This is a genomic window from Pseudomonas sp. GW821-FHT02H09 (assembly GCF_059421425.1).
In genome coordinates, this window is record NZ_JBWKVA010000009.1 from 87,406 (window position 1) to 109,505 (window position 22,100).

A 22,100-nucleotide genomic window follows, 5' to 3' on the forward strand; every position below is an offset into this window, starting at 1 on the left:
CCTCTAAGCGATGCGAAGCGTGCCCGCCAGTGCTGCCGGCAGGGCGTCGACGGCTTTGCTGTTGGCGCGGCGGTCGCTGTTCAAAGGGATGTCGTAGGTGATGCGTGCGCCATAGGCACCGGGGGCGTGCGGGTCGAGGCGAACCTTGTCGAACACCAGCAAGCGGGTGCCGAGGCTGAAGCCTTCGGACAGGTCATGGGTGACCATGAATACCGTCAGTTGCGTCTCGCGCCACAGCTCCAGCAACAGGCTGTGCATATCTTTGCGAATGCCCGGATCGAGGGCGCCGAAGGGTTCGTCGAGCAGCAATACGCGGGGTTTCATGATCAGCGCCTGGGCGATGGCCAGCCGTTGCTGCATACCGCCGGAGAGCTGCGCCGGGTACTTGTCCAGGGCATGACCGAGGCCGACTTTTTTCAGCAATGCGCCTGCTTGCTCCCGCGCCTCGCGCTTGGCATGGCCAAACAAGCGCCCGATTAGTGGCGAGCGTGGCAGTTCCAGGCCAAGGACGACGTTGTCCAGCACCGACAAATGCGCGAACACCGAGTAACGCTGAAACACCACGCCACGGCTGGCATCCGGTTCGCTGGCCAGCATCTTGCCGTCCAACAGGATTTCTCCGCGACTGGCTGTTTCCTGCCCCAGCAGCAATCGCAGAAAGGTCGATTTGCCGCATCCCGAAGCACCTACCAGGGTGCAGAACTCACCCTCGTTGACGCTGAGGTTGAGCCTTTCGAGCACCACCTGATCAGCGTATTGCTGCCAGACATTGTTCACCGTGATGAAGCTCATGCCCGCGCTCCTTCGTAGCTCATATCCGCGCTCCTTCGTACCAGGGGAAAGCCCGCTGGGTCAGGCGTTTGAGTCCCCAATCCATCAGCCAGGCGAGCAGGGTGATCCACACCACGTACGGCAGGATCACATCCATCGCCAGGTAGCGGCGCACCAGAAAAATCCGGTAGCCCAAGCCGTCGGTGGAGGCGATCGCTTCAGCGGCGATCAAAAACAGCCACGCGGAACCGAGCATCAGTCGAAGCGAGATCAGCAAGCGTGGCAGCAGTTGCGGCAGGACTACCCGCAGAATCACGGTCCAGGTCGAAGCTCCGAGCGTCTGGGCCTTGATCAGCAGCTCGACGGGGATTTCCCGGGCGCGCTGTTCCAGATCGCGGGCCAGGCACGGGGTGATGCCGATCACGATCAGCATCACTTTCGATAACTCGCCCAGACCAAAAACGATGAACAGAATCGGCAGGATCGCCAGCGGCGGCACCATCGACAACACCGTCAACAAGGGCGACAACGGCGCGCCGAACAACGGCAGCGTGCCGGCGGCGATGCCCAGGCACAGGCCCGCCAGAGCGCTGATGCCCAGGCCAATGGCCAGCCGCTGGAGGCTGGCACCGGTGTCCTGCCACAGCAGGTAGTCGCCGCTGCGCGGGTCGGCGGTGAAGGCCAGGCGTTTCACCGCGTCGGCCATTTGCCCGGCGCTGGGTAGCAGCTTGTCGTTGGGGTTGTCCGTCAGCCGCTCGGCCGAGCCCGTGAAATAGGCGAACAGCACCAAGGCGAACGGCAGAATGACCAGCAACAGGCGACTCGGGTTATCCGGGTGGCGATTGATCAGGCGCATGGCCATGTTCTCCGGTTACTGACAACGTGGCTCACAGCTTGGAGTCGGCGGCCAGCTGCACGTAGCTCGGGTCGAAGTGCAGCTTGAGGTTGGCCTTGTCACCGCTGGTCACGCCGTTGGCGAAGGACATGCCGACAGCGCTGGTGTCCTTGGCGCCTTCACCGAGAAGCCCGTGCTGGAAGGAGAACTCGGCGACCTTGCGCATGGTGTTCGGCAGTTGCGCGCTGGTAGCGAAATCGAGTGCTTCTTTAGGGGTGGAAAACAACTTGGTGGTGTCCAGTTGCGACTGGAAGCCCGGCAGGTCGGTGCCCGACGCTTTGGCCATGTGTTCCAGCGCTGCAGTGCTGGCGGCGGATTTGGCGTTCATCAGGGCGACCACTTCAAACCAGGCGCCGGTCAGTGCCTTGCCCAGTGCCGGGTTGTCCTTCAGGGTCTGGGTGTTGACGACCATCATGTCCATGATTTCGCCGGGTACCTTGCTCGAGTCGAACACCTGGGTGACGCCAGGCTTGGCTTTGATGTCCGACAGCATCGGGTTCCAGGTAGTGACGGCGTGTACTTGATCGGTATTGAAGGCGGCGGAGATGTCGGCGTCGGAAGTGTTGACTACCTTCAGGTCTTTCTCGGTGAGATCGACCGAGTCCAGCGCGCGCGCCAACAGGTAGTGAGAGACCGACAGCTCCACCAGATTGACGCTCATTCCTTTAAGGTCGGCGACAGTCTTGCCTTCTCCTTTGACTACGATGCCGTCATTACCATTGGAAAAGTCGCTGACGATCAGCGCGGTGCTTTCCACGCCACCAGCGGCGGGAATGGTCAAGGCGTCCATGTTGGTCATGCTGCAGCCATCGAACTGGCCGGCGGTGTACTGGTTGATCGATTCGACATAGTCATTGAGCTGCACCACATCGATTTTGATGCCGTACTTTTTCGCCCACTTGTCGACGATGCCTTGGGTGCCTGCGTATTCCCAGGGCATCCAGCCGGCGTAGATGGTCCAGCAGACGCTGAAGTGGTCTTTCTGTGCGGCCTGGGACGAGAAGCTCACGAGGGCCGCGAAAGCGGCGGCGAGCAGGGCGGGTAAACGAAGTTGGGACATGAGTGGTTCTCCAGTTGATCAAGGGCGCACAGGAGCACGCGGCACCGCGAACGGTGGCTTGTCTCCCGGGCTTTTATCCCGCCGTGTAACCTCAACTGGAGGTCGCCGACTCTCGGACCAGTCACTCGCCCAAGCGAGCCGGAACCCTAGTCAGCCATTGCAAATTGTGGTGCCGCGAACCTGTGATGACTCCTGCACGCAGTTGACTAAGCGAGAGGCGTGCCAAGTGTTGTCGAGCGTTGATCCAGAGGGCCTGGCTCAAAGATCGGAGGATGGGCGCAGGTAATCCTGCTGTGTTGTGGTGCTTGTTCGCACCGGGATAGGGCAATCATGGCCGTGCACCACCTATATAAATGTATTGCTGAATCGCACCGGATTCCTTTTTTGCTGTCAGATGTTTCGTCAGTCAGCTGATTGTTGACTGCCGCCGACCAGCGACGCTGGTGTGTGCACTTTCGCGGTCCAGGAGGCCGCCATGTATCGACGACTTATTCTGATTGCTTTACTGGGTTTGTCTCTTTCTGCATGTGTGCCCTACTACGATGGGGAATCGAGCTACTACCGTTCCGAGGTCTATACCGCGCCTGCCCCGGCTTATTACAACGGCGGCGGGTCCTACTACTATCAGGACCGCAGCCGTTACTATGCACCGTCGCCGCGTTACTACCCGGCGCCACGGTATTACCAAGAGGCTCCACGCGTGGTGTACCGGTCTTTTCCAAACCGCGGTTGGGATTTCCATGATCGCCATGATGAGCGTCGTGAGAGTCGTCATGAGGAGCGTCATGAGGAACGTCATGACGACAACCGTCACGGCGACCGTGATCACGGAGACCGCGGCCACAGAGGTGACTGGAACCGCGACTGGAACCGCTAAGCACGACTGTTATCGAGCGGCGCATCAAGCGCCGCTTTTTTTGTCCGGGATTTCAGTAGTCGGACAAGTCCGCGAGCGGATGTCGACCCTCCCAAACCTTGTGAAAATGCGCTTCGACCACCGCGTCAGGAATTGCATTGATATCGGGCCAATGCCAATGGGGCTTTTGGTCCTTGTCGATCAACCGTGCGCGCACCCCTTCACTGAATTCCGGATGACGACAGCAGTTCAGACTCAAGGTGTATTCCATCTCGAACACCTGGGCCAGTGACAGGTGGCGGGCACGGACAATCTGCTCCCAGACCAGATGCGCGGTCAGCGGGCAGCCCTCGCTCATGGTTTTCGCCGCGCGACTGAGCAGAACGTCGTTGTGATCGCGCAGCAGGCTGATGGCACGCCAGGCACAGCGCACCTCGCTGACATCCAGACATTCGTCGATCTGTTCACGCCGCGGCAGCCACTGTGCTGGCGGTAATTGCCCGATGGCTTCCTGCTGCAAGGCCTTGAGCAGGCTGTTGAGCTGCATCGGCGTCTGTTCCTGCCAGTTCAGTTGCAACAGTCCCTCGATCAACTCCTCTTGCTGTTCATCCAACAGAAAGCGGTCGGCCAGGTCCAGATCGATCGCATCGCGGCCATTCATATGGGCACCGGTCAATCCCAGGAACAACCCGAGTTTGCCTGGCAGGCGCGAAAGGAACCAACTGGCGCCAACATCCGGGTACAAGCCGATGCTGATTTCCGGCATGGCCAGCCGGCTGCTGGGGGTGACGATGCGAATACTCGCGCCTTGCAATAGCCCCAAGCCACCTCCAAGCACATAGCCGTGACCCCAGCAGATCAGTGGTTTGGGGTAGGTGTGCAGGCGGTAGTCGAGGCGGTATTCTGCCGAAAAGAAGTGCGCAGCCAAGGGCGGAACTTCACCCGGATGAGCACGACAGGCCTCAACCAGGTTAAGGACCTCACCACCCGCGCAAAAAGCTTTGGTGCCGTTGCCGCGCAACAGCACACAAACGATCTGCGGGTCTTTGGCCCAGACGTCCAGGCGTTCGCTCAAGACGTGGATCATCGGCAGGGAGAGGGCGTTCAGGGACTTTTCGGCATCCAGGCTGGCGATGCCAATGCGCGCGCCGTCGGTGCCCGTGAGTTCTTCGAAGTGCAGATTCATTTTGACCTCGATGACTGAATTGAGCGTTCAGTATGATCGGTATACGGGAAAGTGCCGGTTCTGCGTCAGATCAATTGACAAGGGTCACGGGCTTTCTTAGGGTGCGCCGATAGTTTTTTCTGGACCAAGCGATGAATTCTGACGACCGTATCAAACTCGAACCGAGCTGGAAGGAGGCACTGCGTGCGGAGTTCGACCAGCCGTATATGGCCGAGCTGCGCGAATTCCTGCGTCAGGAATACGCCAGCGGCAAGGAAATCTATCCGCCAGGGTCAATGATTTTCAATGCGCTGAACCTGACCCCTCTGGACAAGGTCAAGGTGGTGATCCTCGGTCAGGATCCGTATCACGGCCCGGGACAGGCTCACGGCTTATGCTTCTCGGTGCAACCGGGTGTGCCGGCACCGCCGTCGCTGGTAAACATCTATAAAGAGCTCAAGCGTGACCTGAACATCGACATTCCCGCTCACGGTTGCCTGCAAAGCTGGGCCGAGCAGGGCGTGCTGATGCTCAACACCACCATGACCGTCGAACGCGCCAACGCCAACTCCCATGCGGGCAAGGGCTGGCAGTTCTTTACTGACCGGGTTATCGAGATCGTCAGCGAACACCAGCCGCATCTGGTGTTCCTGCTGTGGGGCGCGCATGCCCAGAGCAAGCAGAAACTGATCGACGCGACCAAACACCTGGTGCTGACTTCAGTGCATCCGTCTCCGCTATCCGCTTATCGCGGGTTCTTTGGTTGCGGGCACTTCAGCCGGGCCAACAAGTTTCTTGAGCAGAATGGCCAGACGCCGATCGAGTGGCGATTGCCGCCGGTCTAGTAACAATGATCGTTCCCACGCTCTGCGTGGGAATACCTCAATGGACGCTCTGCGTCCGCTCTTGTGACGCGGAGCGTCACGGGCTGCATTCCCACGCAGAGCGTGGGAACGATCAACGCGTGAGCGTGGGAACGATCAAATGTCAGGCCTTGTGCGGCAACTTATCCCAATACCGAAACAACGGTTCAGCCAGAAACAACACAAACAGCAACCGCATCACCTGCATCGCCGTCACCAGAGGCACCGACAGTTGCAGGGTTTCGGCAGTCAGGCTCATTTCAGCGATGCCGCCGGGCATCATGCCCAAGGTAAGCGAACGCAGATCCAGATTCGTCACCGCGCTAAGGCCCAAGGCCGCGAGTGCGGCGATCAACATGGTCAAGCCCGTTGCGATCAACGTCCGGCCCATGAACGACGGTGCCCGGCGGAAGAATTGCCGGTTGAAGTGACAGCCCAAACCGCTGCCGATCAACCACTGGCCGATCTGGCTGCCACCCTTGGGCAAACCGATGTGCACATCCCAGGCGATGCTCACCGCCGCACTCACCAGCAACGGTCCGAACAACCAGGGGTTAGGTTGGTGCAAACGCTGCCAGAGCCAGGCGAGCAGGGCGCCCGCCGGAAACAGCACCGCCAGCCAGCGCCAATCGACTGCCGTCGGATGAAGCACCGGCGCACCTTCTCCCAACAAATACTTGAACGCTGCCGGTACACATAGCACCACCACCAGCACCCGCAAACTCTGCCCGGCCGCAACGCGACTGAGCACCGCGCCATTACGCGCGCCGAGATTGACCATCTCACCGGAACCGCCGGGCATGCTGGAGAAAAACGCGGTGGCGCGATCTTCGCCGGTACGCCGCAGCAACCAGACCCCGACCACACTGGACAGGCTGGTGACCAAGGCACCGAAGAAGATCAAACCGAAGTGGCTCATGACCTGCTCGATCACCACCGGGGTGAAGTGCAGGCCGATGCCGATGCCAACGATCCACTGGCCGCATTTACGCCCGCCCGGGATTTCCGCCAGTTGCCAGGGTGTCAGGCAGCGCACCAGGATGATCGCCAGTAATGAGCCGACCATCCAGGGCAGCGGCCAACCGATCTGGCTGGCGAGGTAACCGCCAAGCAAACCGGCCAGCGGTGTTCCCCACCAGTTTTTGAAGGAGGTCTCAGGCATCGGCCAGGGCACGACGCTGCACGGAACGTTTGCGCCAGATCCGCAGGATCGGCATCAGCAGCATGATTGCAGTCAGAACCCAGACGCCGAAGGTGATCGGGCTCGACCAGAGGATTTCCAGTGCGCCGTTGGAAATCGACAACGCACGACGCAGGTTCTGCTCCATCAGGCCGCCGAGGATAAAGCCCAGCAGTACCGGCGACAGCGGGAAGTCGAGCTTGCGCAGGATGTAGCCGAAGATGCCGATGCCGATCATCAGGAACAGATCGAAGGTCGTGGCGTGCACTGCATAGACGCCGATCCCGGTGATGATGGCGATCACCGGCACCAGTGCCCAGTTCGGCACGGCGAGGATGCGGGTGAAGATGCGGATCATCGGGATGTTGAGGATCACCAGCATGACGTTGGCGACGAACAACGAGGCGATCAGGCCCCAGACAATGTCCGGCTGCTGTTGGAACAGCAGCGGGCCGGGGGTGATGTTGTACAGCGATAGCGCGCCGATCATCACCGCAGTGGTGCCTGAGCCTGGTACACCCAGAGTCAGCATCGGCACCAGCGCGCCGCAGGCAGCACCGCCGATCGCGGTTTCAGGCGCCGCAAGGCCACGCTTGTCGCCCTGGCCGAACTTACCGCTCGTACCGGCAATGCGTTTCTCGGTCATGTAGGCCACGGCACTGGCCAGGGTTGCACCGGCACCCGGTAACACACCCATGATGAAACCCAGCACACCGCAACGGATATTCACCGTGAATACCGACGCCGCTTCCTTGAAGTTGAACATCATCCGGCCAGTAGCCTTCACCGCTTCCTGGCCGCGATGGGTTTTTTCCAGCAGCAAGAGGATTTCACTGATGGAGAACAGGCCCAGCACCAGCACGACGAACTGAATGCCGTCGGTGAGGTGGATGTTGTCACCGGTGAAGCGGTACACGCCGCTGTTGGCATCGATACCGACACTCGACAGGAACAAACCGATCAGCGCCGCGATGAAGGTCTTGAGTGGTCGATCACCGGCCATGCCGCCGAGGCAGACTATGGCGAAAACCATCAGCACAAAGTATTCCGCCGGGCCGAAGGCAATTGCCCACTTCGCCAGTAGCGGCGCGAACAACACCATGCCGCAGGTGGCAATAAAGGCACCGATGAACGAGCTCCACGCCGACAAGGAAAGCGCCACGCCCGCCAAGCCCTGACGGGCCATCGGGTAGCCGTCGAGCGTGGTCATCACGGTGGAAGCTTCGCCCGGGATGTTCAGCAGGATCGAGCTGATGCGGCCGCCATATTCGCAGCCCAGATAAACCGCTGCCAACAGGATCAACGCCGATTCCGGCGGTAGACCGAGAGCGAAGGCAATCGGGATCAACAGCGCCACGCCGTTGATCGGACCCAGGCCCGGCAGCAGACCGACCACGGTACCGATCAGGGTACCGCTCAACGCGGTCACCAGGTTGTAGGGTGTCAACGCAACGCCGAAGCCCTGGCCAAGATAATTCAGAGTATCCATATCAATTCTCCAGAACGTCGAGCAGGCCCAAAGGCAGTGGCACGTCCATCACCCGGTCGAACAGCAGGTACAGACCGATACTCATCAGGCTGATGATCACCATGCTGGGTAACCAGCGACCGCCATAGAGACGGGCCATTGGAATGCCGACCAGGATGCTGGAAACAACGAATCCGAGCGGTTCGAAGGTCCCGGCGAATACCAGCAACAGCACTACGCAGATGCCGATCTTGGTCAGGGTTTCGCGGTCAAGTTGCGGTTCGTCGTCGCTGTGCACAATCGGCGTCGGGCGAAAAAACAGGTAAAGCAGAGCCAGCCCCATCAGGCCGAGCATCAGCAGCGGAAAGGCTCGAGGCCCGACAGGTTCGTAGGAAAAGGCGGCCTGATACGGCCACGCCATCAGTGCCAGGCCAATACAGACCAATAGCAGTGCGGACGCGAAAATGCGTTGTAAGAGCATGAGGAACTCCTGGGTCACGCCCCTGATGCGCAAGGGCGCAACCGCTAGACAGAGGCGATCACTGGATCAAACCGAACTCTTTGGCCAGCACCTTGTAGTCGGCGACTTGCTTCTTCACGTAGGCGTCCAGCTCCGGACCGGTCATGGCGAACGGGAACAGCTCACGCTGATCACGCAGCTTGGCGAAGTCTTCCGAGGCCAGGAGTTTGTCGAAGGCGTTTTTCCACCAGGCATAGTCTTCGTCGCTGACTTTTGGCCCGAGATAGAAACCACGTACCACCGGCCAGACGATGTCATAGCCCTGTTCCTTGGCGGTCGGAATGTTTTTCATTTCCGGCTCGTCCAGGCGGTTCTCGGCGAAAACCGCCAGCAGGCGCATGTCACCGCTCAGGATGTGCGGCATGGAGTCGGAGATGTCGGTGCTGCCGACCTGGATGTGGCCGCCAAGCAGGGCGGTGGCGATTTCACCGCCGCCTTCGAGGGCGACATAACGCAGGTCACGCGGGTTGATCCCGGCGGCCTTGGCGATCAGTGCTGTCTGCATCCAGTCCTGGCTGCCGACGGTGCCGCCGGAACCGATCACCACTTTGCTCGGATCTTTCTTCAGCGCCTGGACCAGATCGTCGAGGTTCTTGTAGGGCGAGTCACTTTTCACTGCGATAGCACCGTAGCTGGTGCCAACCGCTGCCAGCCAACGCACGGCGGTTTCATCGAAACGTCCGAACTTGCCTTGGGCCAGGTTCAGCAACGAACCGCTGGACCAGGCGACCAGCGTACCGGCGTCGGCCGGACGCTGAGCGACCACCGCGTTGTAAGCCACTGCGCCAACACCGCCAGGCATGTAGGTCACACGCATTGGTTTGCTCAGCAGTTTTTCGTTGACCAGCGCGCTTTGCGCCAGTTTGCAGGTCAGGTCGAAACCACCGCCCGGCGAGGCCGGTGCGATACATTCCGGGCGTTTTGGCTCTGTAGCGGCGAGCAATTGGCTGGCAAAGAGCATGCAACTGGCGGCCAAGGCGAAGCGACGCAGTGATAAGTTCATGTGGATCTCCCTATTGTTGTTATTGGATGAGGCGATTACCAAAGATCAACGCTGTAGCTCACCAGCAAACGCACTTCATCGGCATCGCGGGCAGAGTAGTTGGAACGGTAAGTGGCGTTGCGCAGGCGCACGGCAACGTTTTTCAAGGTGCCGCTTTGCACGACGTATCTGATCTCGCTGTTGCGTTCCCACTCTTTACCAGTCTCGCCGTTTTTCAACTTGATGTTGTCACCGCTGATGTAACGGCTCATGAAACTCAGGCCGGGAATGCCCAGCCTGGCGAAGTCAAAGTCGTAGCGGGCCTGCCATGAGCGTTCTTCGGCGCCGGCAAAGTCGTTGATCTGGACGAAGTTGACCAGGTACGGATCACTGCCATCGACATAGGGAAAGGCGCTATCGCCGGACATGTGCTGATAGCCGGCACTGAGTTTATGCCCGTTCAAGGCATAGCTGACCAGACCGTTGAGGGATTTATTGTCGATCTTGCCGCCACGGGCTGCGCCCTGGTCATCACTGATGGCCAGACGCAGGTCGGTGGCGAAAGTGCCGGGGCCGAACGGTTGCGACGCGACCACGCCGACGAAGTGCTGCTTGTACACGTCATCAAGTTGGGCGTAGTGGTAGCTGCCGGTGATTTTGTCGGTGAACTTGTAATCTACGCCGCCGAAGTCGAAATGCTTGCCAGTGGCACCCGACACAAAGCGGCTGTTCTTGTTGTTGAGGGCGATGTCCTCGAAGTTGGTGTCATCGCGATCCTTGGCCTTGTCCAGACGTCCGCCGGTGAAGGTCAGGTTCTTGATTTCCCTGGAGGTCAGCAGGCCGCCCTCGAAGGTCTGCGGCAGGATGCGCCCGTCGTTGGGCTTGAGGATCGGCAGTTCCGGGATCAGGCTGCCGATCTTGAGTTCGGTGGCGGAGATCTTCACCTTGCCGGTCAGGCCGAGTTTGGAGTACTCGTTTGCGGCACGCCCATCATCATGGATTGGCAACAGGCCGGTGCCAGTGCGGTCGGGGCTGGAGTCGAGTTTGACCCCGAGCATGCCCAGTGCGTCGACACCGAAACCTACGGTGCCTTCGGTGTAACCCGATTGCAGGTTGAGCATGAAGCCCTGAGCCCATTCGTCACGCTTGGATTGCTGGGCGCTGGTGCCATCGCGAAAGTCGCGGTTGAAATACATATTGCGGGTTTCGAACGTGGCGCTACTGTCTTCGAAGAAGGCTGCCTGGCTTAACGGCGAAAAGCCGGCGAGGGTGGCGGCACTGGCAAGGGCAGTCTGGCCAAAGCGGGAAAAACGAGCAGGCGGACGAGCCTGAGGCTGCATGGACAGCATTGTGAAGTACTCCGTTATTGTTCTTATTGGCGAAAACGCTTCGAGGCGTTTTTCTAACTGATCTTCAATAGTCACGGCAGTCGAAACTGTCCGCGGCTGGACTCTAACGGGCCTACCTTTCGCTAACCTTTCAGCAGACTTTCACTGTTTTCAGGCTTCACAGCGGCGGGTGCGGCTGTAAACTCCGCGCCAAAGAATGGTGTCGACCGTTCCTGAATGAGGTAGTGATCCATGCGTGTTCTTCTTGTCGAAGACCATCTTCAGCTAGCCGAAAGTGTCGCCCAGGCGCTGAAAAGCACCGGTCTGACCGTCGATGTGCTGCACGATGGAGTGGCCGCCGACCTGGCCTTGAGCAGCGAGGAATACGCGGTGGCGGTTCTCGACGTGGGCTTGCCGCGCATGGACGGTTTCGAGGTGCTGGCGCGATTGCGCGCTCGTGGGAAAAACCTGCCGGTGCTGATGTTGACCGCCCGCAGCGACGTCAAGGATCGGGTTCATGGACTCAACCTCGGCGCCGACGATTACCTGGCAAAACCCTTTGAACTCACGGAGCTTGAAGCGCGGGTCAAGGCGCTGCTGCGTCGCAGTGTGCTGGGTGGCGAGCGCCAGCAGCGTTGCGGCGTGCTGGTGTATGACCTGGATACGCGGCGCTTCACCCTGGGCGATGAATTGCTCACCCTGACTTCCCGCGAACAGGCGGTGCTCGAGGCGCTGATCGCCAGGCCCGGTCGGGTGATGAGCAAGGAGCAGCTTGCTTCGCAGGTGTTTGGTCTGGACGAAGAAGCCAGCCCTGACGCCATCGAAATCTACGTCCACCGCTTGCGCAAGAAGCTCGATGGACAGCCAGTGGCAATCGTGACCTTCAGGGGGCTTGGCTACTTGTTGGAAAGCCGCGATGCATAAGCCCGGCAGTCTGCGTTGGCGGTTACTGTGGAACCTCGCGCTGTTGCTGGTGGTGTTGATGGTGGCCAGCGGCTTGAGCGCTTACTGGAACGGTCGGGAAGCTGCCGACACCGCTTATGACCGGACCTTGCTGGCCTCGGCTCGGACTATCGCCGCCGGCCTGTCCCAGCGCGATGGAGGTCTGAGTGCCGATGTGCCTTACGTCGCCCTCGATACCTTCGCTTATGACAGCGCCGGGCGGATTTACTACCAGGTCAATGACACTCATCAGAAGCTGATTTCCGGCTACGAAAACCTGCCAGGTCCACCGCCAGGTACGCCGCGTACCGACGATTATCCGGCGCTGGCGCGCTTCTACAATGCCACCTATCAAGGGCAAAACGTGCGAGTGGTGAGCCTGCTCAAGCCCGTCAGTGATCCGAACATGAACGGCATGGCGGAAATTCGTGTGGCGGAAACCGATGAGGCGCGAGTCAGAATGGCTCGCAGTCTGATGGCCGATACCTTGTTGCGGCTGGGCCTGCTGGCGATGGGCGCGCTGCTGCTGGTGTGGTTTGCGGTCAGTGCGGCTTTGCGCCCGTTGGAGCGTTTGCGCACGGCGGTGGAAGAGCGTCAGTCGGATGATCTGCGGTCCTTGCCACTGGTGCAGGTGCAGCGGGAACTGTGGCCGTTGGTGCGGGCACTCAATCACTTTACCGAGCGTTTGCGTGGGCAGTTCGAGCGTCAAGCGCAGTTCATTGCCGATGCGGCCCATGAGTTGCGCACACCGCTGGCGGCACTAAAGGCACGCCTTGAATTGGGTCTGCGCGCCAAGGAGCCGGAAATCTGGCGAAACACTTTAGAGAGCGCCGCCCAAGGCACTGATCGTTTGACTCATCTGGCCAATCAATTGCTTTCCCTGGCTCGCGTTGAAAACGGTGCGCGGGCGATTGCCGAGGGTGGCGCACAATTGCTGGATCTCAGTCAGTTGGCCCGCGAACTGGGTATGGCCATGGCGCCACTGGCTCATGCGCGCGGCGTGGCGTTGGCCCTGGAAGCCGACGAGCCGGTGTGGCTGCGCGGCGAGCCAACACTGTTGAATGAGCTATTGAGCAATCTGGTGGACAACGCTCTGGCCCACACGCCATCAGGTGGCAACGTGATCCTGCGGGTCACCGCTCCAGCCGTGCTGGAAGTCGAGGACGACGGACCGGGGATCCCGCTTGAGGAGCGTGATCGGGTGTTCGAGCGCTTCTATCGGCGTAATCAGCAGGTCGCGGGCTCCGGCTTGGGGTTGGCGATTGTTGGCGAAATCTGCCGCGCTCACCTGGCGCAGATCAGCCTGCACGACGGCGCGCAGGCCGGCTTGAAGGTGCGGGTGAGTTTTATCGCGGGGTAAGGCTGAATGCTTGTGCTGTCAGTCCTTGCCCGCGATGCAATAGCCGCCTTGATACAAAAATCCGGTTTAATAAAACATTGAACGCGACTCTTCCAGATCGCTGCACATCGTTTTGTTCTCGGGATCGATGCCCAGCTTTTTGAGGGCCGGCACGCTGAGGGGATCGATTCTGGCGAGCGGGTGATCGGTGTCTTTGTGGCAATACAGCGTGGCAATCTGCACCAGATCGACATAATCAACCCGCTCCGACCGGCGCTTGAAGTCGAGGTATTGCCCCGGCAGCTTTACCAGCATTTCGGGAAACTCCCAGACCCTGAGCAGCTTGTCGCCGAGCAACGGGTGAATGCGCTCGATCACATGGTTGAGGCTGACCGGGTCCGACAACAACTCATAGTGATCTTCGGCGTAGGTCAGAATCGGCAGTACGCCGATCTGATGCACCAGCCCGCCGAGGGCCGCCTGATCCGGCTTCAATTGAGTATGGCTGCGGCACAGGGCATAACTGACTCCGGCCACTTCCAGGCTCTTGCGCCAGACATCGTGCATTTTCTGCGCCACCACTTCGGAGCGGGCATGGAAAATCTGTTCCATGACCAGGCCGATGGCGAGGTTACTGCTGTAGTTGACGCCCAGCCGGGTGATCGCCGTATGCAGGTCGGTCACTTCCTGGGTTGCACGCAGCAAAGGGCTGTTGACCACTTTGATCAGGCGCGCAGACAGCGCCGTATCGCGGCCAATCACTTTGCTCAGGGTGCTGACACTGATTTCCGGGTCTTCAGCGGCCTTGCGAATCCTGAGGGCCACTTCCGGTAACGTTGGCAGAACCAGGTCATCGTTATCGATGGCCTCAACCAAATCCTGTTGGACCTTTTCCGCCAGCTCGCTCATTTCTGTTCTCTAGGGTATTGCAAAAAAGGTGCTGCAATTAACGCTGGATTTCGCGATCACGGTCCAGTTGGTAAGGCAGATCGAGCAGTTGCAGGGCGGGGCCTTCAAGGGCGCCAAGATGGATGATGCCACCCTCTGCTGCTTCGGCTTGCAGCACCGCCAGCAGTTCAACGTTTTGTCCGGCACTGGCGGCGATGACCACTTCGCCGATGGAACTGCCGTGGCTTGGGGAAAACAGCGGCGTGCCGGGCTCAGGCAGCTCGGCCGCGTCCAGTTGCAGTCGATACAGACGACGCTTGAGCTTGCCCAGGTACTGCATGCGCGCGACGATTTCCTGGCCGGTGTAGCAGCCTTTCTTGAAACTCACGCCGCCAACGGCTTGCAGGTTGAGCATTTGCGGAATGAACAACTCACGGGTGCTCGGCATGACCTGGCCGATGCCGGCGCGAACTTGCCCCAGCAACCACTGATTCAGATCGCCTTCGACCAGTTGCCCGGACAATTGACCACGCAGGGTTTGGGCTTGATCCGCAGCAGCCCAGAGTTCGGCTCTGTCGGGGGACACGCGAATCGCGATCAAACCATTACCACGCGCCACTGCGTCGGTTTCTTGTGGCAGATCAAGACCCAGGGCCGACAGAGCGGCGTCCGCCTGGCCGAGACCGAAGCGAACCCAGGATGCGCTGTCGTCGGTTAGTTTGGATTTGGAGAATACGGCGTACTTTTTCAAGTCCGTCAGTTGCGGTTCCAGGAGCTCGGTTGCCATCGCCAGCAGGCAGCCGTCGCCTTCAAGCAGGATGCGAAAGCTCGATTGCATACGGCCCTTCTGGGTGCAGCGTGCGCCGAGACTGGCCTGGGTTTCGCTCAGGTAATTGAGGTTGCAGGTCAGTTGCCCCTGAAGGAATTTGCTGGCGTCCGGGCCACGAACGGCAAGAACGCCTTCGTGAGACAAGATGCAGAAAAATGCGGAATCAGCCATGGGTCATCACAGGGTAAAAAGTCTGGGGGACATCATAAGGGGGCGCCCTTGAAATGGGTAGTTTACAAAGGATAGGTAGTGCCCGACCAAAGCCGACTGTTCGTCGCAGCCGCCCCCTGTATACTTGCGCTCTATTTGAGGAGCGCTCCATGGTCGAAGATGTTGAACTCAATCGCCTCTACTGGCATAGCCGCCGCGGCATGCTTGAGCTGGACGTGTTGCTGGTGCCATTCGTGAAAGAGGTCTACCCGCATTTGAATGCTGAAGACCGCGAATGCTATCGCAAGTTGCTTGAGTGTGAAGATCAGGACATGTTCGGCTGGTTCATGGAACGTACCGAATCGCAAGATCCTGAGTTGCAGCGCATGGTCCGGATGATTCTGGACCGTGTCCAGCCCAAGTAATCATTTCGAATGCCGCTGGCATGCCTCACGGCAATTGCTGGCGGCGTATCTTCTGGCTCAGATGCTCACGCTGGGTTCGCTATCTCTTCTCGCTATACCGATCTGGGCGAGTCTGCCCGGCGTTGTACTGTGCCTGGCCCATGGCCTGTGGGCGCTACCGCGGCAAATTTTATTGACTCATCGCGCCTCGTTTACCGGTTTGCGCCGTAATGCCGATGGCTGGCAACTCTGGAGTGCCGCCCATGGCTGGCAGGCCGCACAGTTGCGGCCTGACAGCCTGGCATTACCAGTGATCGTCGTGCTGCGTTTTCGTTTGCGCGGTGAGCGGCGCGTGCGGGCGATCTGTGTGCCGCATGACTCGCAGGCGGCGGATGTGCACCGGCGCCTGCGGGTTCGGCTCAAGTTCAGTCGGCGTAGGTGGGCGGCACCAGAATAGTGTCGAGGGCAACCGGCAGCATATTCGGGTAGTCGAGGGTGTAATGCAGGCCGCGGCTTTCCTTGCGCTCCATGGCTGAGCGGATCATCAATTCGGCAACCTGAGCCAGGTTGCGCAATTCGATCAGATCCCGGCTGACCTTGTAATTACTGTAGAACTCGTCAATCTCGTCCAGCAGCAAACGCACACGATGCTGCGCTCGTTGCAGGCGTTTGTTGGTGCGCACGATACCGACGTAGTCCCACATGAAGCGCCGCAACTCATCCCAGTTGTGCGCAATGATCACGTCTTCATCGGAATCGGTGACCTGGCTGGCATCCCAGGCGGGCAGGGCCAGAGGCGCCTGGATTTTCGGCAACTGCTCAAGTATGTCCGCGGCCGCCGAGCGGGCGTAGACAAAACACTCCAGCAGCGAGTTGCTGGCCATGCGGTTGGCCCCGTGCAGGCCGGTGAAGCTGGTTTCGCCGATGGCGTACAGGCCTGGTACATCGGTGCGGCCTTGTTGATCGACCATCACTCCGCCGCAGGTGTAGTGCGCCGCCGGGACAACCGGGATCGGCTGCTTGGTGATGTCGATGGAAAATTCCAGGCAGCGCTCATAGACGGTCGGGAAGTGGGTCTTGATGAATGCTTGCGGCTTGTGACTGATATCCAGGTATACGCAATCGATGCCCAGACGCTTCATCTCATGGTCGATGGCGCGGGCGACGATGTCGCGCGGCGCCAGTTCGGCTCGAGGGTCGAAGCGCTGCATGAAGCGTTCGCCGTTCGGCAGCTTCAGGTGCGCACCTTCGCCGCGCAGGGCTTCGGTAATCAGAAAGCTCTTGGCTTGTGGGTGATAGAGGCAGGTGGGGTGGAACTGATTGAATTCCAGATTTGCCACCCGGCAACCCGAGCGCCAGGCCATTGCGATGCCATCACCGCAGGCGCCGTCAGGGTTGCTGGTATAGAGATAGACTTTTGCTGCGCCACCGGAGGCGAGAATGGTGAAGCGCGCGCCAAAGGTGTCGACTTCGCCGGTGCCGCGGTTGAGCACGTAGGCACCAAGGCAACGGTCGCCGCCAAGGCCCAGGCGCTTTTCAGTGATCAGATCGACTGCGACTCGTTGTTCCAGCAGTTCGATATTTGGCCGTTGTTTTGCCTGGTCCAGCAAGGTTTTGAAAATTGCCGCGCCAGTGGCATCCGCGGCGTGGATGATCCGTCGATGACTGTGGCCGCCTTCGCGGGTCAGGTGGAACTCGAAACCACCGTCTTCGGTGCCGGATTGTTCATCGCGGGTGAAGGGCACGCCCTGATCGATCAGCCATTGAATCGCCTCTCGGCTATGCTCGACAGTAAAGCGTACGGCGTCTTCATGGCACAGGCCGCCGCCAGCATTGAGCGTGTCATCGACATGGGACTCAACGGTGTCGGTGTCATCCAGCACGGCAGCAACGCCGCCCTGGGCCCAGAATGTCGAGCCATTGGCGAGGTCGCCTTTGCTCAGTACGGCAATGCGCAGATGACCGGGCAAGGTCAGCGCAAGGCTCAAGCCGGCAGCGCCGCTACCTATTACCAGTACATCGTGTTGAAACTGTTGGCTCATTTCAGGATTCCGCTCAAAGCGACCCGGGTCGGGGTTGGCGCAAGACACCTGGATCGGCGAGTCTAGGCAGCCATACAGCCCACTAGTATATAGAGGGGGGGATCGGCACAATAGTCGGGCCTTCGTGGCATTGTGAAACTACTGTGACTGAAAAGACTGTCATCAGACTGACGGTGTGTCGGTTGATTTTCCGGTAAATCGACGAATAGACGACCATATCGAGGACGAAGCGGCGTTTTTCTCATCACGGTTGCACAATGTTCGTTATGCGCAGCTATAAAAATGTGGAACTTTTGCCGGGTGGGCAGGCTCAATAGTAGGTTGCCCGAAGGAGGGGGAGAGTGTCGGAGCTACGCCGGATTTGTGTACCGGTCTTTGCAGGTGGTTTCGACGACAGGATTATTCGCGCGGCCGGCATTGCCCGAGCTGCGCTTTTCGTGCGTGCCAAATCAGAGCACGCAGGAAACTTGCTTGGAGGGGGAGAACTTTTGCGAAAAACCCGAGTCTATGTTTGCAGGCTAGATCGTTTGGTAATGCAAGCCTCCTCCGAGTTTAACGAGGAGTGTTCATGCTAACCCAGGAAGAGGATCAGCAGCTTGTAGAGCGCGTTCAACGCGGCGACAAGCGAGCTTTCGATCTGCTAGTGCTGAAATACCAGCACAAAATTCTCGGGTTGATCGTGCGTTTCGTGCACGACACCCATGAAGCCCAGGATGTCGCACAAGAAGCTTTTATCAAGGCTTATCGTGCACTTGGCAATTTTCGTGGCGACAGTGCGTTTTATACGTGGCTGTACCGTATCGCCATCAACACGGCGAAGAACTATCTGGTTTCACGCGGCCGTCGGCCGCCGGATAGCGATGTCAGTTCTGAAGATGCGGAGTTCTACGACGGCGATCATGGCCTCAAGGATCTCGAGTCGCCGGAGCGTGCATTACTGCGCGATGAGATCGAAGGCACCGTCCATCGAACCATTCAGCAACTGCCAGAAGATTTACGTACGGCGTTAACTTTACGTGAATTCGATGGTCTGAGTTACGAGGACATTGCGAGCGTCATGCAGTGTCCGGTGGGTACCGTGCGTTCCCGGATTTTCCGTGCTCGGGAAGCCATCGATAAAGCCCTGCAGCCGTTGTTGCAGGAATAACCGAGACAGCGGCGATAGCCAAGAGAGGAACCGCCATGAGTCGTGAAGCCCTGCAGGAATCGCTGTCCGCAGTGATGGATAACGAAGCGGACGAACTGGAATTACGTCGGGTATTGAATGCATTTGACGATGTTGAAACCCGCGACACCTGGGCTCGTTACCAAATCGCTCGGGCAGCGATGCACAAGGACTTGTTGCTCCCTCGTCTGGACATCGCTGCAGCAGTTTCTGCGGCTCTGGCAGATGAAACCGTACCGGTAAAAGCGACTCGTGGTCCATGGCGCAGCCTGGGTCGTCTGGCTGTTGCCGCTTCGGTGACGGTTGCCGTGCTGGCGGGTGTACGCCTGTATAACCACGATGAGATTGCGGGAGTCGAATTGGCTCAGCAATCGACTCAACCAGGTCTGGCTGTTCCGCAAATTAAGGGACCAGCGGTGTTGGCAGGCTATAGTGAGAGCTCGGAAGCCGCTGGTCCTATGACCAATGGTGTGCTGCAAGGTCAGCCAGGCTGGCATGATCAGCGTCTGCCAGGCTACTTGCGTCAACATGCTCAACAAGCTGCACTGAAAGGCACTGAAAGCGCTCTGCCTTATGCCCGTGCGGCAAGCCTGGAAAACCGCTAAGGAGGATCATGCGCGCCATACCTCTACTTACGCTTCTGCTTGGTGGCTGGTTCATTGTTCCAGCCCATGCCGATGAAGCCCAGGACTGGTTGACCCGTCTGGGGCAGGCCGAGCAACAGCAAAGCTTTCACGGTACTTTCGTTTACGAGCGTAACGGTAGTTTTTCTTCCCATCACATCTGGCACCGCGTCCAGGATGGCAAGGTCCTCGAGCGTTTGATTCAGCTCGACGGCTCAGCTCAGGAGGTCGTGCGCATTGATGGGCATACTCAATGCGTCAGTGGCACACTGATAGCAGGGCTTGGAGATGCTCCCAACTCTACCGCTCGTGCACTTGATCCACAAAAGCTCAAGAATTGGTATGACCTTGCCGTTATTGGCAGGTCGCGCGTGGCCGGTCGACCGGCAGTCATAGTTTCGCTGACTCCTCGTGATCAGCATCGGTATGGTTTCGAACTCCATCTGGACCGTGAAACAGGCTTGCCGTTGAAGTCATTGCTGTTGAATGACAAAGGGCAATTGCTTGAGCGGTTCCAGTTTACCCAGCTCAATACTGGTGATGTGCCCAAGGACGGCGAGCTGCAAGCCAGTGCCGAGTGCAAGCCTGTGGTTCTCGACAGCGACAAGGCTTCGGCAGTGAAGACTGCGCAGGCTTGGCATTCAGACTGGTTGCCACCAGGATTCGAATTGACCAGCAGCGCTGCCCGCAAGGATCCGGACACGAAGATACTGGTCAATAGTCTGATGTATGACGATGGCCTGGCACGATTCTCGGTGTTCCTTGAGCCACTCAACGGTGCGGTAGTCACCGATACCCGAACTCAGCTAGGCCCGACCGTTGCGGTTTCGCGACGACTGACCACGCCGGAGGGTGAGGTGATGGTGACGGTGGTTGGCGAGATACCGATCGGCACCGCTGAGCGGATTGCGCTTTCCATGCGCACCGATGCCACTGCGTCCAAGCAGTGAGCGGCTGAAGTAATGCTCATCAAAGCGTTTGGTTGTGCAAGAGTTCAGCAATGTCTACTCCACAATTGAGATGTCGAAATATTTGGTGAGTATTTCAACTTGCAAAGAATCCAGAATTTTTCTATAGGTCAGAGTCCTCGGCTCTGGCCTTGTTTGTTGTTCCCGGAACAAAAGTACCGGCGTATATTTTCCCGGTGTTTCTTGCTCCATATCGCTTAACCATGCTCGTTGTAACGGGAGCCGTATGTCGATACCACGTTTGAAGTCTTATCTATCCATTGTCGCCACTGTGTTGTTGCTGGGTCAGACGGTCGCCGCCCAGGCGGCTGAGCTTCCTGACTTCACGCAGCTGGTCGAACAAGCTTCGCCCGCGGTGGTGAATATCAGCACCACCCAAAAACTCCCTGATCGCAAGGTCTCCGATTCGGCTCAAATGCCTGATCTGGAAGGCTTGCCACCGATGTTGCGCGAGTTCTTCGAGCACGGCATGCCGCAGCCGCGTTCGCCACGTGGTGATCGTCAGCGCGAAGCCCGATCGCTGGGTTCGGGTTTCATTATCTCGCCTGACGGCTACATCCTGACCAACAACCATGTGATCGCCGATGCGGATGAAATCGTCGTGCGGCTGGCTGATCGCAGTGAGTTGAAAGCCAAGTTGATCGGCACTGATCCGCGTTCCGATGTGGCGCTGCTGAAGATCGAAGGCAAGGATCTACCGGTTCTGAAGCTGGGCAAATCCCAGGACTTGAAAGCCGGGCAATGGGTTGTCGCTATCGGCTCGCCGTTTGGTTTTGATCACACTGTGACCCAAGGCATCGTCAGCGCCATCGGTCGTAGTCTGCCGAACGAAAACTATGTGCCGTTCATCCAGACTGACGTGCCGATCAATCCGGGTAACTCCGGCGGTCCGCTGTTCAACCTTGCCGGTGAAGTGGTCGGGATCAACTCGCAGATATTCACCCGTTCCGGCGGCTTCATGGGCGTGTCGTTCGCTATCCCGATCGATGTTGCGATGGACGTTTCCAATCAGCTGAAGAGCGGCGGCAAAGTCAGCCGTGGCTGGCTGGGGGTGGTGATCCAGGAAGTGAACAAAGACCTGGCAGAGTCCTTCGGTCTGGAGAAGCCCGCCGGTGCGCTGGTGGCACAGATCCAGGATGGCGGCCCGGCGGCCAAGGGTGGCCTGCAAGTGGGCGACGTGATCCTGAGCATGAATGATCAGCCGATTGTCATGTCTGCGGATCTGCCGCATCTGGTGGGCGCACTCAAGGCTGGCTCCAAGGCTAAGCTTGAAGTCGTCCGTGAGGGCAAGCGCAAAAACGTCGAGCTGACCGTTGGCGCTATTCCTGAAGAAGGTAAAGAGTTGGACGCCCTGCCTAAATCCGGTGTCGAGCGCAGCAGCAACCGTTTGGGTGTTGCTGTGGTTGAGCTGACCGATGAGCAGAAGAAGACCTACGACCTCAAGGGTGGTGTAGTCATCAAGGAAGTTCAGGATGGTCCTGCCGCCTTGATCGGCTTGCAGCCGGGCGACGTGATTACTCACTTGAATAACCAGGCAATTGGTTCGGCCAAGGAATTTACCGAGATCGCCAAGGCGCTGCCGAAGAATCGTTCGGTGTCGATGCGGGTTCTACGTCAAGGTCGTGCCAGCTTCATTACCTTCAAACTGGCTGAATAACCGGG

At 59.0% G+C, this 22,100-nt stretch carries 22 protein-coding genes and 1 riboswitch; of the genes, 10 read left to right on the forward strand and 12 right to left on the reverse strand.

All coding sequences use genetic code 11. From position 1 onward, the window contains the following. Positions 1-3 precede the first annotated feature (3 nt). The 3 genes from AC07VR_RS14265 to AC07VR_RS14275 are packed head-to-tail and all read right to left on the reverse strand — an operon-like array spanning position 4 to position 2,726. On the reverse strand, positions 4-792 hold the full coding sequence (locus AC07VR_RS14265) for an ABC transporter ATP-binding protein (RefSeq protein ID WP_495011579.1): 789 nt from the start codon (positions 790-792) through the stop codon (positions 4-6). A gap of 19 nt (positions 793-811) precedes the next feature. After that, positions 812-1,627 carry an ABC transporter permease gene (locus AC07VR_RS14270; RefSeq protein ID WP_494994522.1) on the reverse strand — a complete coding sequence of 272 codons (816 nt, stop codon included), beginning with the start codon at positions 1,625-1,627 and terminating at the stop codon, positions 812-814. A gap of 31 nt (positions 1,628-1,658) precedes the next feature. After that, the gene (locus tag AC07VR_RS14275) at positions 1,659-2,726 is read right to left on the reverse strand and encodes a putative urea ABC transporter substrate-binding protein (RefSeq protein WP_494994523.1); all 1,068 of its coding nucleotides are present in this window, start codon (positions 2,724-2,726) and stop codon (positions 1,659-1,661) included. 60 nt (positions 2,727-2,786) lie between these two features. Beyond that, positions 2,787-2,887, reverse strand: a riboswitch (guanidine-I (ykkC/yxkD leader). A gap of 314 nt (positions 2,888-3,201) precedes the next feature. Between AC07VR_RS14275 and AC07VR_RS14280 the strand changes: the two genes are divergently transcribed. Then, positions 3,202-3,603, forward strand: a complete 402-nt coding sequence (locus AC07VR_RS14280; RefSeq protein ID WP_494994524.1) for a hypothetical protein — start codon at positions 3,202-3,204, stop codon at positions 3,601-3,603. A gap of 52 nt (positions 3,604-3,655) precedes the next feature. Here AC07VR_RS14280 and dspII read toward each other — a convergent pair whose 3' ends face one another. Next, a complete protein-coding gene (gene dspII, locus AC07VR_RS14285) occupies positions 3,656-4,768 on the reverse strand; it encodes an enoyl-CoA hydratase/isomerase DspII (protein ID WP_495011580.1) in 1,113 nt (370 codons plus the stop codon). Between the two features lie 131 nt (positions 4,769-4,899). Here dspII and ung point away from each other — a divergent pair, with 131 nt between their 5' ends. Continuing rightward, entirely contained in the window at positions 4,900-5,592 is a 693-nt protein-coding gene (ung, locus tag AC07VR_RS14290) for a uracil-DNA glycosylase (protein ID WP_494994526.1), read from the forward strand. Between the two features lie 142 nt (positions 5,593-5,734). Here ung and AC07VR_RS14295 read toward each other — a convergent pair whose 3' ends face one another. Genes AC07VR_RS14295 through AC07VR_RS14315 form a run of 5 tightly spaced genes read right to left on the reverse strand, consistent with a single transcriptional unit; the run spans position 5,735 to position 11,109 of the window. Then, positions 5,735-6,772 (reverse strand): AbrB family transcriptional regulator, encoded by a 1,038-nt coding sequence (locus AC07VR_RS14295; RefSeq protein WP_495011581.1) that lies wholly within the window; start codon positions 6,770-6,772, stop codon positions 5,735-5,737. Further along, positions 6,765-8,279, reverse strand: a complete 1,515-nt coding sequence (locus AC07VR_RS14300) for a tripartite tricarboxylate transporter permease (RefSeq protein WP_494994528.1) — start codon at positions 8,277-8,279, stop codon at positions 6,765-6,767. The genes AC07VR_RS14295 and AC07VR_RS14300 overlap by 8 nt, the downstream gene beginning before the upstream one ends. 1 nt (position 8,280) lies before the next feature. After that, entirely contained in the window at positions 8,281-8,739 is a 459-nt protein-coding gene (locus AC07VR_RS14305; protein WP_494994529.1) for a tripartite tricarboxylate transporter TctB family protein, read from the reverse strand. Between the two features lie 58 nt (positions 8,740-8,797). Continuing rightward, positions 8,798-9,787, reverse strand: a complete 990-nt coding sequence (locus AC07VR_RS14310; RefSeq protein WP_495011676.1) for a Bug family tripartite tricarboxylate transporter substrate binding protein — start codon at positions 9,785-9,787, stop codon at positions 8,798-8,800. A gap of 29 nt (positions 9,788-9,816) precedes the next feature. Then, positions 9,817-11,109 carry an OprD family porin gene (locus tag AC07VR_RS14315; RefSeq protein WP_495011582.1) on the reverse strand — a complete coding sequence of 431 codons (1,293 nt, stop codon included), beginning with the start codon at positions 11,107-11,109 and terminating at the stop codon, positions 9,817-9,819. Positions 11,110-11,340: 231 nt separating this feature from the next. Here AC07VR_RS14315 and AC07VR_RS14320 point away from each other — a divergent pair, with 231 nt between their 5' ends. Together AC07VR_RS14320 and AC07VR_RS14325 are read left to right on the forward strand one after the other, a co-directional pair. Beyond that, entirely contained in the window at positions 11,341-12,012 is a 672-nt protein-coding gene (locus tag AC07VR_RS14320; RefSeq protein WP_494994531.1) for a response regulator, read from the forward strand. Continuing rightward, positions 12,005-13,390: a sensor histidine kinase gene (locus AC07VR_RS14325; RefSeq protein ID WP_494994532.1), complete on the forward strand. Its 1,386-nt coding sequence runs from the start codon at positions 12,005-12,007 to the stop codon at positions 13,388-13,390. Before AC07VR_RS14320 ends, AC07VR_RS14325 begins: the two co-directional genes overlap by 8 nt. A gap of 66 nt (positions 13,391-13,456) precedes the next feature. On the opposite strand, the gene AC07VR_RS14330 is transcribed toward AC07VR_RS14325, so the two are convergent. Next, the gene (locus AC07VR_RS14330) at positions 13,457-14,278 is read right to left on the reverse strand and encodes an HDOD domain-containing protein (protein WP_495011583.1); all 822 of its coding nucleotides are present in this window, start codon (positions 14,276-14,278) and stop codon (positions 13,457-13,459) included. A gap of 37 nt (positions 14,279-14,315) precedes the next feature. Next, a complete protein-coding gene (gene ygfZ / locus AC07VR_RS14335; protein ID WP_495011584.1) occupies positions 14,316-15,257 on the reverse strand; it encodes a CAF17-like 4Fe-4S cluster assembly/insertion protein YgfZ in 942 nt (313 codons plus the stop codon). A gap of 149 nt (positions 15,258-15,406) precedes the next feature. Between ygfZ and AC07VR_RS14340 the strand changes: the two genes are divergently transcribed. Then, positions 15,407-15,661 carry an FAD assembly factor SdhE gene (locus tag AC07VR_RS14340; RefSeq protein WP_494994535.1) on the forward strand — a complete coding sequence of 85 codons (255 nt, stop codon included), beginning with the start codon at positions 15,407-15,409 and terminating at the stop codon, positions 15,659-15,661. Beyond that, entirely contained in the window at positions 15,645-16,097 is a 453-nt protein-coding gene (locus AC07VR_RS14345; RefSeq protein ID WP_495011585.1) for a protein YgfX, read from the forward strand. The genes AC07VR_RS14340 and AC07VR_RS14345 overlap by 17 nt, the downstream gene beginning before the upstream one ends. Here the strand turns inward: AC07VR_RS14345 and nadB are convergent. Continuing rightward, positions 16,066-17,682 carry an L-aspartate oxidase gene (nadB, locus tag AC07VR_RS14350; protein WP_494994537.1) on the reverse strand — a complete coding sequence of 539 codons (1,617 nt, stop codon included), beginning with the start codon at positions 17,680-17,682 and terminating at the stop codon, positions 16,066-16,068. The genes AC07VR_RS14345 and nadB overlap by 32 nt on opposite strands. 568 nt (positions 17,683-18,250) lie before the next feature. Between nadB and rpoE the strand changes: the two genes are divergently transcribed. The 4 genes from rpoE to AC07VR_RS14370 all read left to right on the forward strand — a co-directional run bounded on the left by rpoE (position 18,251) and on the right by AC07VR_RS14370 (position 22,095). Further along, positions 18,251-18,829 (forward strand): RNA polymerase sigma factor RpoE/AlgU, encoded by a 579-nt coding sequence (gene rpoE, locus AC07VR_RS14355; RefSeq protein WP_494994538.1) that lies wholly within the window; start codon positions 18,251-18,253, stop codon positions 18,827-18,829. A gap of 35 nt (positions 18,830-18,864) precedes the next feature. Further along, complete coding sequence (locus AC07VR_RS14360; protein ID WP_494994539.1) at positions 18,865-19,452, forward strand: sigma-E factor negative regulatory protein; 588 nt, start codon at positions 18,865-18,867, stop codon at positions 19,450-19,452. Positions 19,453-19,460: 8 nt separating this feature from the next. Continuing rightward, positions 19,461-20,420, forward strand: coding sequence for a MucB/RseB C-terminal domain-containing protein (locus AC07VR_RS14365; RefSeq protein ID WP_494994540.1), 960 nt, complete (start codon positions 19,461-19,463; stop codon positions 20,418-20,420). Positions 20,421-20,664: 244 nt separating this feature from the next. Then, entirely contained in the window at positions 20,665-22,095 is a 1,431-nt protein-coding gene (locus AC07VR_RS14370) for a DegQ family serine endoprotease (protein ID WP_494994541.1), read from the forward strand. The last annotated feature ends 5 nt before the right edge of the window (positions 22,096-22,100 follow it).